We start from the raw sequence: 12,634 nt of genomic DNA, 5'->3' as shown, positions 1-12,634 counted from the left end.
AACGCTTTAAATTCTCCAACTCTCCAGTTCCGTGACAAAACTTTATGCAGTTTATTATTTCCCCACCTACCTACTTATAGTCCATCGATCGTGACATTAAAACCGCCAAAATGATAAGAATCTAAGCATAGGTTGCCTGCTGCCATTAGATCCATATATTCATTATAAGTTTTATAGGGATATACACAAACGCAATCTTGTCCTAAGATCTGCTCTACATCTTTGACGAAGGGTAGAAAGTCATTTTTAATTGTTAATCCACCCCCTGAAAACAATCTAAATAAAATCGGTTTGCTTGCCGTTTGCGATATTTGTTGTAACGACTGTAATAGTAGGTAATTTACTTTTTGAGCGTACCAAGGACAATTAATAATAAATTTAGCTGGCCGCTCGGTCGCTCGATCGATTGCCAGATTTGGTTGATAATTAGGACGATTGTTAATAGCACCTAAACCTGGCAATAATACCAGCCGCTCTGAATAATTAACTTCTGGACGATCGGTAATTTCGGCAGCTTCGCCACTAATAAAGTAATCGATTTCACTGCCAAATGTGCTAACAGGATGACCTAATCCGCAGATTTGAATTGGTGCGATCCGGAGATTGGCAAGTAAGATACTTTCTAAAGACATACCAATATCGGGATAATAAATTGCTGCAAATTCATTACGAGCGATCGCGCTGGGATCGAAAGTATTACCATCGATTTGCAGATATCTCACTTCTTGAAAATATTGAGTGTCGATTTCTACATGACGATCGCCTAAATGGATGAGAGTCAGTTCGTAACTATCGGTAAGTTGGGCAATACAGGCAGAAAGAATTCGATATACTGAATGTTGCGGAAACCAGAATGCCGATGCGATCGCAATTTTGCGAGGGTGAGGATAATTTTCAATCTTAATACTTTTAATTAACTGGCTATTTTGAATCGCCCGATTGATTTTTTGCTTGAGGATTCGATCGAGATCGCCATCGATATAAGTTACCCCAAAGTATAATACTTCAATGCGATGAAAATCTGTTAAGCGATCGTCTGTATAAATAATATGTTCGCGCAAATTTTGATAGACGACACTATTTACCAATCCCGTGCGGAAAATTTCTAGATAATGCGAATACCAACGATTGGCGAGTTGTGGACTGGCATCAAAGAGAGCTAGTCGATCGAATTTAACGGTATTTCTGGCTGAGTAGAGCGTGAGAATTTTTACATAATTTTTCGGCTGCATCTTGAGCAGCTCTAAATACGGATCGGTCGTTCTAAAATCAGAAATCGCTACTAGATTCGAGATAATTAAGTTAAGTTGAATAAATTTAATTCCATCCCCATCGCTTAATATATAGTCTGATTGCGTGAAGATGTATAAAAAACTCTTGACAAAAGCATTAAGAAAATATCGAATTTCGTCAGTTAACTCTAAATAATTAACTCGATCGAAATATTGTAAAGTTGCGATTATTTTTAGAGAAAGTAGCTCGTAATCTCGACCTAGATAAGTTTTGAGTAAGTCGATCGAATTAAACTGGACATCTAGCGAATTATCTGTATCGATCGCACTATTCTCCATTATTACTTATTGAATGATTGTTGATAGGTGGCGATCGGAATTGCCCAACTCAACGCTTCCATTTGCTGAAAAACCTCGATCGAAGGTTTGGTGCCATCAGCATATACAAACGCATCGATACCCTCCACGGGATACTTTAATCTACCATTAATCCCGATTAGTTCTCCGCGATCGTTAAATACTGGGCCGCCACTCATGCCCGATGCAACTTCATTTGTATAACCTAAACTATATCCATCCGGTAACTGCTGGGGCGAGATCGAACCAACTTTGCCCGTAGTGACCCGAAATGCGTGCAGACCCCAATCGCTGGTATCTTCGATTTGTGCGGAATTAACAACATGATGATTGGGAAATCCCGCCGCATAAACTGATGTATTCGTTCCTAATCGATCGGATTTTCCGAGTTTGGCTACTCGATAAATAGTATCGCTATCAAATTCAATTATCGCTAAGTCCAAACCTTTTAACTTGGGCGTAGATTTGACTCTCGCTGGATAAATTTTCCCATCAGGTAATAACACTCGATACACACCTTTTTTGCTGTCGGCAATTACATGTTGACAGGTGAGTACGCTATAAATGTTACCTTGACGACCCTTGCTTTGCTGGAAAACGATCGCGCCAGAGCCAGGTACAGATTCAGTAAAAACTCTGACTGTGACTTCTTTGGCGATCTTTTCTACGATCGAGTTTTGAGATTTCGCGATCTCGCTAGTTAAGTTTTGCTCTTTAGTAACTCCCGGACTTGGCTGGCTGGTAATCGCCGTATTTACCGACATGCGCTTGTTAATTTCCCATCCGACAATGCCAGCCATTACTATAGTGGCAATAGCGAGCGGGACAATTAACTGCTTTTTATCTAACATTAACTTATAGATAATACATGTAAAATTGTTGAGGAGTTAGAATTGTATGTTAGCTCCTAACTCCTCAGTTAAGAGCGGTTATTACTTAATGTCGTCGGTGTCGTTGGGATTTGCTACGCTAAAGGCATTCTCGATCGCATCTCCGTATGTTTTTGGTGTCATGCTCGGTACCGTGCTACCGCCTCGAACCGTACCCGATCCAGAACCCAATTTACTAAAATTCAACAATTCGTTAATGATTTTTTGTTCTTGTCCGCGTTCTGATGCTTTCAAGCTAAATAAGATATTTCCCGAGTTACATTTCTCACTTTTTTTAGTAATATAACAAACTACCGGGATCGAATTTACGAGACCGTGGGTCATATCTAGGCTGCTGAGTTTGCCACTACCAGCTACTGCTTGAGTAAGCCGTTGACTGACAATTTGGCAGCGTCTTTCGGGCGTGTACGAACCCCAAGTTTTATCCCGCCACGTAATCATCGGAGAAGTTATCCGATCGCCTCTACGGGCCACTGTCACAGGCTCGTTACCTTTTTTGATACACGCAAAAGTGGTGGTAGGTAAAGTTTGACTCGATGCTGGTAAGAGTAGCATTGGTAGTAGGAAAATACTGCCTAAAGTAACAGTCATCCCTAGCAATCTAGCTTTTAATTTCAAGATCTTCATAATTTTATAATCTGGTACGAGCGATCGAAATTGACGATCGAAGTTAACAGTTGAAATCTAAACTTGTTGGATTCTAACTAGCTATTCCAGACAGGCAATTTTACCTGCAAGTTCCATTGTCTATACTATTTGTAATAGTAGCAGTCACCGATCTAAATTGGGACTATTGTTACAATTTCTGCACGGGCAGACTTAAAAATTCAGTCCCAGCAGTGGCGCAAGCATCTAACCGCGATCTCCACCACATCAGCACAGAGTTTTATAATGGTAACTAAGCGCAATAATCGCTCGATTTTAACGTATGAAGTACATTGCAATTGCCAGTCGATCGATTTTTTATCTCGCTTTGCTCGTCACTACATCCGTGCGAGCAGAAAGTGTTGCCCACAAGAATGTAGTGCTAATAACTCAAAATCCACAGACTGTAACTACCAAAATTACCCCTTTTGTGCTGGTTTCGCTGGCATATCAAGGTCAATACCGCAGTCAAGGGATACCTGGATTTGCTTCGCTCATATCGGCTTATCGGTTCGGAACGATTACGGCCAAAGATGTTGTCAAAGCTGCCATTCTGGCTAAAGAATTAACTCCAGATGTGCTGACAGATCGCGATTATCTCAGTGCTGTCGATCTCCAACTCTTTGCATTAGACCAACCGGACTAAGCAATTTTTGTCAGCTATCGCCTGCCCCACAATATAATTGAGTAGCGAGTGGGATCGGTTATTGGCAAAGCCTCTCTGTAGAGAGTCGATTCCCCAAGCGATTATTTAAGTAAAAATTGTCAGATGAGTATCGAATTTGGGCGAGAAATTTGTGGAGATCTCAGTAGTGCCCAAACAAGAGAGTGGCTGGTGACCAATGGGATTGGGGGCTATGCTTCTGGCACTGTGGCTGGGGTGCTCTCGCGACGTTATCACGGCTTACTCGTTGCGGCATTACAGCCGCCCTTGGGACGAACTTTGTTGCTGGCAAAATTGGATGAAGTAGCAACATACGATGATATCGTCTATGCTCTGCATACCGATCGCTGGGCGGATGGTAGCGTCAATCCTCGTGGCTATCGTCAGATCGAGAGTTTTGCCTTAGAAGGTACTATTCCTCGGTGGCGGTTTGCTTGTGCTGATGCGCTGCTAGAAAAGCGGATCTGGATGCAATATGGAGCTAATACAACCTACGTTCGCTATACCCTATGCCGTGCCACTAAACCACTCAAGTTAAGCATTAAAGCCTTGGTGAATTATCGCGACTTTCATGGCGATACTCATAGCGATGGTTGGCGGATGAATATCGAGCCATCCGAGATCGCAGCGACTTCGGGAGAGCATCGCGGAGTTTGTATTACTGCCGCTCCAGGTGCTAAACCATTGTATCTAGCAATCGATCGGGCTACTGCCACACCAGCTCACGATTGGTACTATAACTTCGATCTCGCCGTCGAACGGTACCGAGGATTGACCGATCGCGAAGACCATCTCCATGCTGCTACCTGGGAGATTACCCTCAATCTGGGCGAATCGATCGTGTTTGTCGCTAGTACTGAAGCCCAGCCTAATTTAGATGGAGCCAAAGTTCTCAAACTCTACCGCGAACGCGAGCAAAAACTCCTCAATTTGTGGAAACATAATCGACCCGCAACCATCACCCACAAACAAAATAGCCCTGCTTGGATCGAGCATCTGGTATTAGCTGCCGACCAATTTATCGTAGATCGTCGCGTCAACGATTTACCCACGGGTAAAACCATTATTGCTGGCTACCACTGGTTTGGCGATTGGGGTCGCGATACGATGATTAGTCTGCCGGGATTGACGATCGCGACGGGAAGAGCGGATATTGCGCGTTCGATTTTGCTAACCTTTGCCAAATATGTCGATCGGGGCATGTTGCCCAACCGCTTTCCCGATGTAGGTGAAGTGCCAGAATATAATACTGTAGATGCGACGCTGTGGTATTTTGAGGCAATTCGGAGTTACTACGATGCCACCGCAGATGATGACTTACTCGCAGAACTTTTCCCGGTGCTAGCAGATATTATCGATTGGCACTGTCGTGGCACTCGGTACAATATTCACCTCGATCCTAGCGATGGGTTGTTATACGCTGGCGCAGCAGGCGTTCAATTGACTTGGATGGATGCCAAAGTCGATGATTGGGTCGTCACACCCCGCATTGGTAAGCCGATCGAAATTAATGCCCTCTGGTATACCGCATTGAGGACGATGGCCAAGTTTGCCCGTCAGCTTGGCAAACCTTATCGCGAATATGAAGCGATCGCCGATCGCACTTTAGCCAAGTTTTCCCGCTTTTGGAATCCTCAGACAGGCTATTGTTACGACCTGCTCGACAGTCCCGATGGCGACGATCCATCCTTGCGCCCCAATCAAATTTTTGCCATATCTCTTCCCGGGAACGGCGTCAAGGGTTATGCACCACTCCTAACACCGACTCAACAACGTGGCACGATCGATATTTGCGGCAGATTATTATTGACTTCACACGGCTTGCGATCGCTTGCTCCCAACCATCCTCAGTATCGGGGTTGCTACGGTGGCGATCGATTGCAGCGGGATGGTGCTTATCATCAGGGTACGACTTGGGGGTGGTTGTTGGGTGCGTTTGTGGTGGCGCATTTGCAGGTGTATGGCGATTCCGCCCAAGCCAGACAGTTCTTGGAACCAATGGTGCATCATTTGCGCTCGCATGGCTTGGGTACATGTAGCGAAATATTTGATGGGGATGCCCCGATGGCTCCACGCGGCTGTATCGCTCAAGCTTGGACGGTGGCTGAAGTATTGCGAGCCTGGGTAGCAACCGAGCGACAGTAAGCACTCACTCAAGCCGTTCGCAACTTTTTATTACGTTATGAGTATTTATACCGATCGAGTAGCAATCTCGATCGTAAGATGGATGAAATTTAATTAATTTTTTTAACAGACGGAGGTTACCAGCGATGCCTTATATCAATAATGACGGCGACAATCGGCTCAATAATTTTCCGACTGAGCCAAAAATGTATGTCGCTGAATCCACTAGTACCGATAGCAAGCGCAATTATCTGGTTGTTAGCGTACTTGGTTTAATTTTAGTAGTCGGCTCGATCTTCGTTGCTAAGGCTGTATCTTAAATTAGAGGGTAGAGGGTAGGAGGTAGGGTGTAGTGAGATGAGGCAAATAGGAGCGAAAAAATAAAGAACGCAGTGCCAACGCCTAAAGCCTAAAGCCTAAAACCTAAAACCTATGCCCTAATCTTGCCTAAATAACAGTCATTGAGCCAGATGGCAATTGCTTCGCCCACGATCGTTTTACTACTTTCGATCGGGGGTGAAATTAGGGTTGTGGCAATGGGAAATCCCCCAGTTCGGGTATAAATACTTACTAGTCGCCAACCCAAACGCGTCTGGGCGATAAACAGCCAGTGAAACTGCTGGATTTTTGCTACTCGACTCCCTGTATATTGATCTTCGAGTGTTGTGATAAATACTTGCGTCGGAGCGGCTTGAGGAAATTGGGTTGAATATTCGCGACTGACGATCTCGATCGGTTTTAATTCCGGCTCGCTCGCCGCGACGATCGAACTATACAATGTATCGGTTCTTTTGCGACGTTGTTGAATCAGTCGATTGGCATAGCTGGGTAAATCCCGCACCAAGAGATTGCTTAGTTCGGTCGATTTTACCGGACAAGTAGTGGGTAAGTTTCCCACAACCGGAGTAACTTGTTGGGGGATCTGGCGATCGCGCGCATCGCACCAATTGGCAACATTATAATTACAGACAGGCAGATAATTCACATTCAGATTAAACTGTCTTAGTTATCGATTGTCTTTCTAATTTTAACCTAAACTTTACAGATCGACTAAATAAATCGCAATGGATATCGAGCGATATCGATCGAGATCGAGACGATATTTAACTTACTGATTTCTGATTTGTGCGGCTAGCTGTAATAGTTCCGACCACCGGAGCTGAAATTTTTTCTCTGTCAATCGCAATGCCTTCATAATTGACTCATTGCTCCGATTGGACTGTTTGAGGTGGACGAATGTTTGCTGCTCGATCGATAATTGTGCTGAGAATACTTCCCATTGGCGGTCTGTCAAGCCGAGCTTGCGATCGACTTCTGCACCCAACCATTGATGGACTAATTCCCAGTTGGCCACATGGGCAAATTTTTCGAGATGATATTTAAATTTCTGTTGGAGATAGTCGCGTTCGCGGCTACTCAGTCCTAAAGTTTTTTCAATTTCTGGTGCGGACATATCCTCCATTTTCAGAAGCAAATAATCGACACAATCCGCTCGATCTTGAGCTTTGAGATAGGCAATCAATTCTTCAATTACTCGATCGCGTAAAACTTCATCGGTGGCATCGACATTATCCGATACCATTTTGGCACGAATCTGCTGCATCAATTTCGATCCGTTATCCCCATCTTCTTCGCGTGCGGTTTCAAATGCTTGCTCGATATCGACAGATGTTTCAGTCGGCTGACGTTTGGCAAAAGTTTGAGCGCGCAGGACGATCAGTTGTTGGCTGCTGCCAAACCGTAAATGAATCCGCCGCTTGGCATAGCATTCGGTAAACACCATATACTCCGCTAATTGCAGCAAGCTGCGGGGGGTATAAGTTTCGCCCAACTCATTTTCGCGTCGAAAAGCTTTGATCGACTCAGTATAAAATTCTTGCAGAAAGTCTTCAATCAGCAAGTACCGTGCTTGAAATCCCAGTTGCGATTGAGGGATCGTAATATAGCGGTATATAATCGAACTAAGGTGACTGTGCAGTTCGATCCGACCTTGGCGAGATCCTAATTGATAGTAATAAAGACATTTAGAGACACGGTGACGTGCTAACCCTACGCGCCAGGATTCGCCGATCCCAGAGTTTTGGATGCGCTCGCTTTTAGCACAGATGCGATCTACTTCTACCGCAATCCGCGCTGCTACATCGCGCATCCGCTCTACCGAGCCTGTGACTTGAGTTTGCAACGCTTCGACTAACATCTCTGGCAGCGGCTGCTTGCTAGATAGTAAGACTACATTCGACTGTTGTTGTTGCCGAGAGCTAGTGGCTGGTAGACACTGAGGATGCGCGTTCATTGTGTATTTCTTCCCTGACGATGCGAGCTGATAGTTGCTTACATATCGACTGTACGCGCTAAAAAGCAGAAATACGTATGACGTGTGTCACTTTTTTTACATTGACTCGATCGCTATTGGCGATCGAGCGACAGGAAATTAAATTCTTGAAGCTCAATCCCAAAGTAAGTTTCGATTTTCAGGGATCGAGTATATTGCCGTTTGTAAACTTCTCCGTGTATATTTATGGTAGTTATGTGTAGATTTGTAATGGACAGTTGTGCCAGTGGCACACTCAACTAGCTTGTTATAAATTTGACATATACATTCTTGCCACACTTCGAGTCATCCTCAAAATCGCGATCGAATCGTTCGCTAGCTAGTAGATAGCCGAACCAAAACAGATGTTGTTAGCGAAATCTCCATCGAAGTGCGATCTCGCTTGAGGATGTGGGCATAATAATTGAGATATGACATGTGACACAGGATAGGCAATAGCTATCTTGTAAGGATCGGGTATTTTTAATGCGATCTATATTTGCGCGACCCTTCAATATTTCTATAATAACTGTTACATAGAAAGAGATGCATACAAGTAGTCAAGTTGAAAGTACGATCGATGCCGATCTGCCAACAATTAAAATTTTATTAGCAGAATCAGATCCAGCAGAGATCGATCGCATTAAAGCAACTATCGATCTAGATCTTCATGTAGGAGTTCAGATTGTTAAAACATATTATCAACTTATAGAAAGTGTCATCAGGGAGCAATATCAAGTAGTAGTTCTAGGCAAAATAGATAATTCTAATTACTCAGAAATTGCAAAAAAATGCCATCGAGCGCAGAAGGATCTACCGATTGTATTGCTCTCTTCACAAGGTGTAATCATTGATTCTTTTCGCCAATTAGTGAAAACTTGCGGCCTAACAGATGTGATTAGTAGAGATGCTGGTAATTTAAATCAACTACTAGGCAACCTAAATGCCATTCATCAGGGATCGATTAATAAGCCAATAGATCCCCATCCCGAACCTCTAGCTAGCGAGCCGCCAAAAACTAGCAAGCTTGTGAATCAACCTGCTGAAACAATACCAAAGCCAAAGATATCCGGTCGCATGATGCTGGCCGCATTAGAAGAAATCGTCGCCCTTAGCAATAATTACTTTGGCCCTCTAGCTCAGGGTAATTACTGGCGCAAAGCACACGAGCGGAGTAGTGAAGAATATCCATTTATCCAGAATTGGTCGGCAGATCACTTTAGCCAACTCAGTTGCCATGAGAATATATTAGAGCGGGAATTAACAGCCGAAGATATCCGTAGCCTACGCTTATGGGTACATTTTTTTCTTGAGGAATGCGAGCGAATTATTATTGACTTTAGAGTGATATTAAATAATTCTCCTATCTCACCAATAGCAACGTATCTTTTATCAAAAACTTAATTACAACCAACTTAAAGATCCCATGGCCACAGTCACTATCACGATCGAAGGCAAGCAAGTAGCAGCCGAACATAATTCTACGTTGCTATCTGTATTTAAAGAAAACGACGTCCTCGTCAACCAAATATGTGGCGGGCAGGGCATGTGTGCATCTTGTCACTTTTTTGTTGTAGGAGGTGCGGAATCATTAACCCAACCAACTCAACAAGAAAAGATGACCTTGCAGTTTACCAAAATCGAGCGTCCTGGGGCGAGATTGGCCTGTCAAACTCGCGCCATCGGCGAAGGTGTAGTCATCGAGTTACCGATCGGAACTTTCGTGCAGTCAGAGCAGGATCTGGAAACGAAAATCGGTCGCAAAGCCGACAAAACACTAATCCACCCGATGACAGGTGAGGTGTTAGTCGAAGCCGGAAAATTGGTACTACGCTCGGCTCTAGAGAAAATGAAAGAATCTAGTAGCAAGTTTGCCGATTATTTATCTAAAAAATAGCAATAATCCGATCGAAATTGGGATAAATAAGTAAGGCAGAATATATTTTGGCCCGATCGTCCTGAATATGCAAGCTGTCTTGGCGATCGAGACCGATAATTCAGATAAGAGCTACCTATGATATCTAATATTCAAAGAAAAGTTTTTCCGAATGCCCCCGTTCCCATTCCCTCTACACGGGACGTCTGTCACTACAGTCGCGCCGATTTTTTTGAGTTTGACATGGAACGGGGCCAGATTGCCGACTATCACCGTCAGCGCAATTTACTAGTTGGCGAAGACTTCATCGTCTCGCTGCTCAAAGGACTAGAACATGAAGTGGGCGAAGCCGCTGGCTGGTTGTGCTATCAGATCGGCTATGAGTGGGGCAAGGAGGATGCCGTACTATTTCAATCCTGGTTTCAGGAATTCTACGGTTTGACTTTAGAGACATCCAATGTGGCATTCGCGATGGAAACATGGTGGTGGCCGTATACTGCACAGGGTTGGGGTGCTTGGTCTCCCAATCTCAGTAATAAAGACAGTGGCTTTTTCTATGTCGATTTGTATGATTCGGCAGTTGCTAAGTCTCTAGGATATATGGGCAAACCAGTTTGCCATTTATACGCAGGCATTCTCGCTGGCTTTTTTAGCGTTGCCTTTGAGCAAAATCTTTGCAGTACAGAAATTCAATGCTACGCAATGGGTAATGATTTTTGTCGGTTTCTACTTGGTTCTGAGGAGAGAATCCAAGCCGCTGAATTTTGGATTGCTTCTGGTGCAAATGCTAATGAGATTGCTGAGCGTTTTGAAGCTGGAGAAATGGATCTCGAACCAAAAACATCGATCGCCGCAGGTACAGTATGAAAAGTCACAAACATCGTCAATTAAAAAGAAATCCGATAGTTCGGTTTATTCGTGGGATCTTTCGCTTGGCTAGAGTTTTATTTAGCCCAAAACAGAGAAATTCGAGAGCACTTCATGACGAACGACAAGAGCGAGAGGAACGACAGGAGCGACTTGCTGCCGAATTAGCACGGCAGCAAGAGTTAGCACGGCAGCTCGAACTAGAACGCCGCGAACGCGAGCGATTGATTACGGTTGGCGCGCTCTTCGATCGAGTTAAATGGCAGGTTCCCGAACTAACGATCCTGCAAGAGCAAGGCTCCGATCGTATTCCAGTCGGTCGGCCTCACGACGTTTCTAGAAATTAAATATCGCAGCTAAGATTTCTAGGTTGGTAAAGATATTCATTGTGCATATCTATCAGAATTACATTCGATCTATACGGAGTTTTTAGGAAATGATTACATTATTAGAAGCATTAGTTGATGGTGCTGATGGCTCTTATGCTAGCAAGCAAGATATCCGCAAGTTAGAACATGTTATTTCTTCTTGGGCAGAACGTAAAGAGGCTTATCTCGCGATCGAATCTAAAGAAAAAGAGATTCTCGATCGAGCCATCACAGCAATGGAAGATAGTAAATTTTTTCAAGAGGAAGCAATGAGCGAACTGGGAATCGATCGCTGCCGTCGCGACATGACTTTGGGATTGAGAGCGTATTCTTTGGCCATGCTTTTGCAAGACGAAGAAATGTTGAAAGATCGTTTTATCCACTGGCAAAAAAATATCTTGCAAGCGATGGGATTGAGACAGTATCAAGGATACAAGTTCTTATTAGAAGCAGTTTATGCAGAATTACCACAGGCACATGCCGATTTATTAAAGCCATACATTAAGATCGCCCAAGATGCCATCGCGGCTATTTAATTTTACAAGCAGACAATCGCTTCTACCCGCTCACCCCGATTCTCTAATTCCTAAACTATGAACGCCGCTACAATTCGCATTCCAGCAAATTGCTTTAATCCTAAAGGCTATGTCAAATCTCACCCAGCTTCGGGATTGCTGTCTACACGAAATGGCGATCGCTTGATTGCCGTACCGGAATTGTTACTACGCAGTATTCCCAAAACCTTGCGGGCGGAGGCGGGAGAAGCTTCCTATCTAGCTCTGTACACTTTTGGTGACAACTGGGGCAAAACTTTTTGCAATCGCGTGATGCACGAGATGGTTAAGTATTATCGCCAGCCCATCTTAGACACGATCGCTGCCGAATTTTTTGTCAACGTTGGCGAAGCATGGGCAGTTCATGGTTTGGGTAGACCCTCGATCGATTTTAGTTTATCCGAAAGGGGACTATTAGTAGTCTCGATCGCCAATTCTGGCATCGGTGGTAATGCCCCGATTGAAACTAATGCCACATACCGTTCGTTTAGTCTCGAATCTGGGTTTCTGGCAGGTTGGTTTTCGGCACTAACAAACCAAAAACTCAGAGCATGTGCCAGTAATTGGAGCCAAGCTCCAGCATCGCTTCAGTTTTTAGTCGGCAGCATATCACATATCGAATCGATCGAACGTTCCCACCTCGATACCGGAATGTTGTTTCCCGACACCCTCAACTCTCTGTAGAGTAGGCTTTAGGTTTTAGGCTTTAGGCTTTAGGCATGGGAGTGAGACGTCACCCAGCCACC

15 protein-coding genes are annotated in these 12,634 nt (G+C 44.2%); 10 read left to right on the top strand and 5 right to left on the bottom strand.

The annotated features are described in order from the left end of the window. Positions 1 to 74: 74 nt before the first annotated feature. From C7B77_RS12230 to C7B77_RS12220, 3 genes are all read right to left on the bottom strand, one after another. A complete protein-coding gene (locus C7B77_RS12230; RefSeq protein ID WP_106304770.1) occupies positions 75 to 1,571 on the bottom strand; it encodes a tetratricopeptide repeat protein in 1,497 nt (498 codons plus the stop codon). 2 nt (positions 1,572 to 1,573) lie between these two features. Next, on the bottom strand, positions 1,574 to 2,440 hold the full coding sequence (locus C7B77_RS12225; RefSeq protein WP_106304766.1) for a S1 family peptidase: 867 nt from the start codon (positions 2,438 to 2,440) through the stop codon (positions 1,574 to 1,576). A gap of 81 nt (positions 2,441 to 2,521) precedes the next feature. Further along, positions 2,522 to 3,070 carry a COP23 domain-containing protein gene (locus C7B77_RS12220; RefSeq protein WP_181243833.1) on the bottom strand — a complete coding sequence of 183 codons (549 nt, stop codon included), beginning with the start codon at positions 3,068 to 3,070 and terminating at the stop codon, positions 2,522 to 2,524. A 337-nt stretch (positions 3,071 to 3,407) separates the two neighbouring features. Between C7B77_RS12220 and C7B77_RS12215 the strand changes: the two genes are divergently transcribed. The 3 genes from C7B77_RS12215 (at position 3,408) to psb34 (ending at position 6,232) form a co-directional block, all read left to right on the top strand. Beyond that, positions 3,408 to 3,770 (top strand): hypothetical protein, encoded by a 363-nt coding sequence (locus tag C7B77_RS12215; protein WP_106304760.1) that lies wholly within the window; start codon positions 3,408 to 3,410, stop codon positions 3,768 to 3,770. Positions 3,771 to 3,893: 123 nt separating this feature from the next. Further along, positions 3,894 to 5,933, top strand: coding sequence for an amylo-alpha-1,6-glucosidase (locus tag C7B77_RS12210; RefSeq protein ID WP_106304757.1), 2,040 nt, complete (start codon positions 3,894 to 3,896; stop codon positions 5,931 to 5,933). Positions 5,934 to 6,058: 125 nt separating this feature from the next. Continuing rightward, positions 6,059 to 6,232, top strand: a complete 174-nt coding sequence (psb34, locus tag C7B77_RS12205; RefSeq protein WP_106304754.1) for a photosystem II assembly protein Psb34 — start codon at positions 6,059 to 6,061, stop codon at positions 6,230 to 6,232. 110 nt (positions 6,233 to 6,342) lie between these two features. On the opposite strand, the gene C7B77_RS12200 is transcribed toward psb34, so the two are convergent. Further along, complete coding sequence (locus C7B77_RS12200) at positions 6,343 to 6,897, bottom strand: hypothetical protein (protein ID WP_106304751.1); 555 nt, start codon at positions 6,895 to 6,897, stop codon at positions 6,343 to 6,345. Between the two features lie 123 nt (positions 6,898 to 7,020). Then, the gene (locus C7B77_RS12195) at positions 7,021 to 8,205 is read right to left on the bottom strand and encodes a hypothetical protein (RefSeq protein WP_106304748.1); all 1,185 of its coding nucleotides are present in this window, start codon (positions 8,203 to 8,205) and stop codon (positions 7,021 to 7,023) included. 77 nt (positions 8,206 to 8,282) lie between these two features. On the opposite strand from C7B77_RS12195, the gene C7B77_RS29935 reads away from it, so the two are divergent. From C7B77_RS29935 to C7B77_RS12165, 7 genes are all read left to right on the top strand, one after another. Then, positions 8,283 to 8,447, top strand: a complete 165-nt coding sequence (locus C7B77_RS29935) for a hypothetical protein (RefSeq protein ID WP_181243832.1) — start codon at positions 8,283 to 8,285, stop codon at positions 8,445 to 8,447. Positions 8,448 to 8,769: 322 nt separating this feature from the next. After that, positions 8,770 to 9,627: a hypothetical protein gene (locus tag C7B77_RS12190; RefSeq protein ID WP_106304745.1), complete on the top strand. Its 858-nt coding sequence runs from the start codon at positions 8,770 to 8,772 to the stop codon at positions 9,625 to 9,627. Between the two features lie 22 nt (positions 9,628 to 9,649). After that, positions 9,650 to 10,120 carry a 2Fe-2S iron-sulfur cluster-binding protein gene (locus C7B77_RS12185; RefSeq protein ID WP_106304742.1) on the top strand — a complete coding sequence of 157 codons (471 nt, stop codon included), beginning with the start codon at positions 9,650 to 9,652 and terminating at the stop codon, positions 10,118 to 10,120. A gap of 117 nt (positions 10,121 to 10,237) precedes the next feature. Further along, positions 10,238 to 10,966 (top strand): V4R domain-containing protein, encoded by a 729-nt coding sequence (locus C7B77_RS12180; RefSeq protein WP_106304739.1) that lies wholly within the window; start codon positions 10,238 to 10,240, stop codon positions 10,964 to 10,966. Then, positions 10,963 to 11,313 (top strand): hypothetical protein, encoded by a 351-nt coding sequence (locus tag C7B77_RS12175; RefSeq protein WP_106304736.1) that lies wholly within the window; start codon positions 10,963 to 10,965, stop codon positions 11,311 to 11,313. The genes C7B77_RS12180 and C7B77_RS12175 overlap by 4 nt, the downstream gene beginning before the upstream one ends. 89 nt (positions 11,314 to 11,402) lie before the next feature. After that, positions 11,403 to 11,870 carry a globin family protein gene (locus C7B77_RS12170; RefSeq protein ID WP_106304733.1) on the top strand — a complete coding sequence of 156 codons (468 nt, stop codon included), beginning with the start codon at positions 11,403 to 11,405 and terminating at the stop codon, positions 11,868 to 11,870. A gap of 57 nt (positions 11,871 to 11,927) precedes the next feature. Further along, the gene (locus C7B77_RS12165; protein WP_106304731.1) at positions 11,928 to 12,572 is read left to right on the top strand and encodes a hypothetical protein; all 645 of its coding nucleotides are present in this window, start codon (positions 11,928 to 11,930) and stop codon (positions 12,570 to 12,572) included. The last annotated feature ends 62 nt before the right edge of the window (positions 12,573 to 12,634 follow it).

Origin of the sequence: Chamaesiphon polymorphus CCALA 037 (genome assembly GCF_003003845.1) — a bacterium.
GTDB lineage: Bacteria > Cyanobacteriota > Cyanobacteriia > Cyanobacteriales > Chamaesiphonaceae > Chamaesiphon > Chamaesiphon polymorphus.
This window is presented reverse-complemented; position numbering and strand designations above follow the sequence as displayed.

What these genes read in the sequence shown, in the direction of transcription:
- C7B77_RS12220 (WP_181243833.1), bottom strand. Translation starts at nt 3,070, where the DNA reads ATGACTGTTACTTTAGGCAGTATTTTCCTACTACCAATGCTACTCTTA.
- C7B77_RS12210 (WP_106304757.1), top strand. Translation starts at nt 3,894, where the DNA reads ATGAGTATCGAATTTGGGCGAGAAATTTGTGGAGATCTCAGTAGTGCC.
- C7B77_RS12175 (WP_106304736.1), top strand. Translation starts at nt 10,963, where the DNA reads ATGAAAAGTCACAAACATCGTCAATTAAAAAGAAATCCGATAGTTCGG.
- C7B77_RS12180 (WP_106304739.1), top strand. Translation starts at nt 10,238, where the DNA reads ATGATATCTAATATTCAAAGAAAAGTTTTTCCGAATGCCCCCGTTCCC.
- C7B77_RS12185 (WP_106304742.1), top strand. Translation starts at nt 9,650, where the DNA reads ATGGCCACAGTCACTATCACGATCGAAGGCAAGCAAGTAGCAGCCGAA.
- C7B77_RS12170 (WP_106304733.1), top strand. Translation starts at nt 11,403, where the DNA reads ATGATTACATTATTAGAAGCATTAGTTGATGGTGCTGATGGCTCTTAT.
- C7B77_RS29935 (WP_181243832.1), top strand. Translation starts at nt 8,283, where the DNA reads ATGACGTGTGTCACTTTTTTTACATTGACTCGATCGCTATTGGCGATC.
- psb34 (WP_106304754.1), top strand. Translation starts at nt 6,059, where the DNA reads ATGCCTTATATCAATAATGACGGCGACAATCGGCTCAATAATTTTCCG.
- C7B77_RS12165 (WP_106304731.1), top strand. Translation starts at nt 11,928, where the DNA reads ATGAACGCCGCTACAATTCGCATTCCAGCAAATTGCTTTAATCCTAAA.
- C7B77_RS12195 (WP_106304748.1), bottom strand. Translation starts at nt 8,205, where the DNA reads ATGAACGCGCATCCTCAGTGTCTACCAGCCACTAGCTCTCGGCAACAA.
- C7B77_RS12225 (WP_106304766.1), bottom strand. Translation starts at nt 2,440, where the DNA reads ATGTTAGATAAAAAGCAGTTAATTGTCCCGCTCGCTATTGCCACTATA.
- C7B77_RS12215 (WP_106304760.1), top strand. Translation starts at nt 3,408, where the DNA reads ATGAAGTACATTGCAATTGCCAGTCGATCGATTTTTTATCTCGCTTTG.
- C7B77_RS12190 (WP_106304745.1), top strand. Translation starts at nt 8,770, where the DNA reads ATGCATACAAGTAGTCAAGTTGAAAGTACGATCGATGCCGATCTGCCA.
- C7B77_RS12230 (WP_106304770.1), bottom strand. Translation starts at nt 1,571, where the DNA reads ATGGAGAATAGTGCGATCGATACAGATAATTCGCTAGATGTCCAGTTT.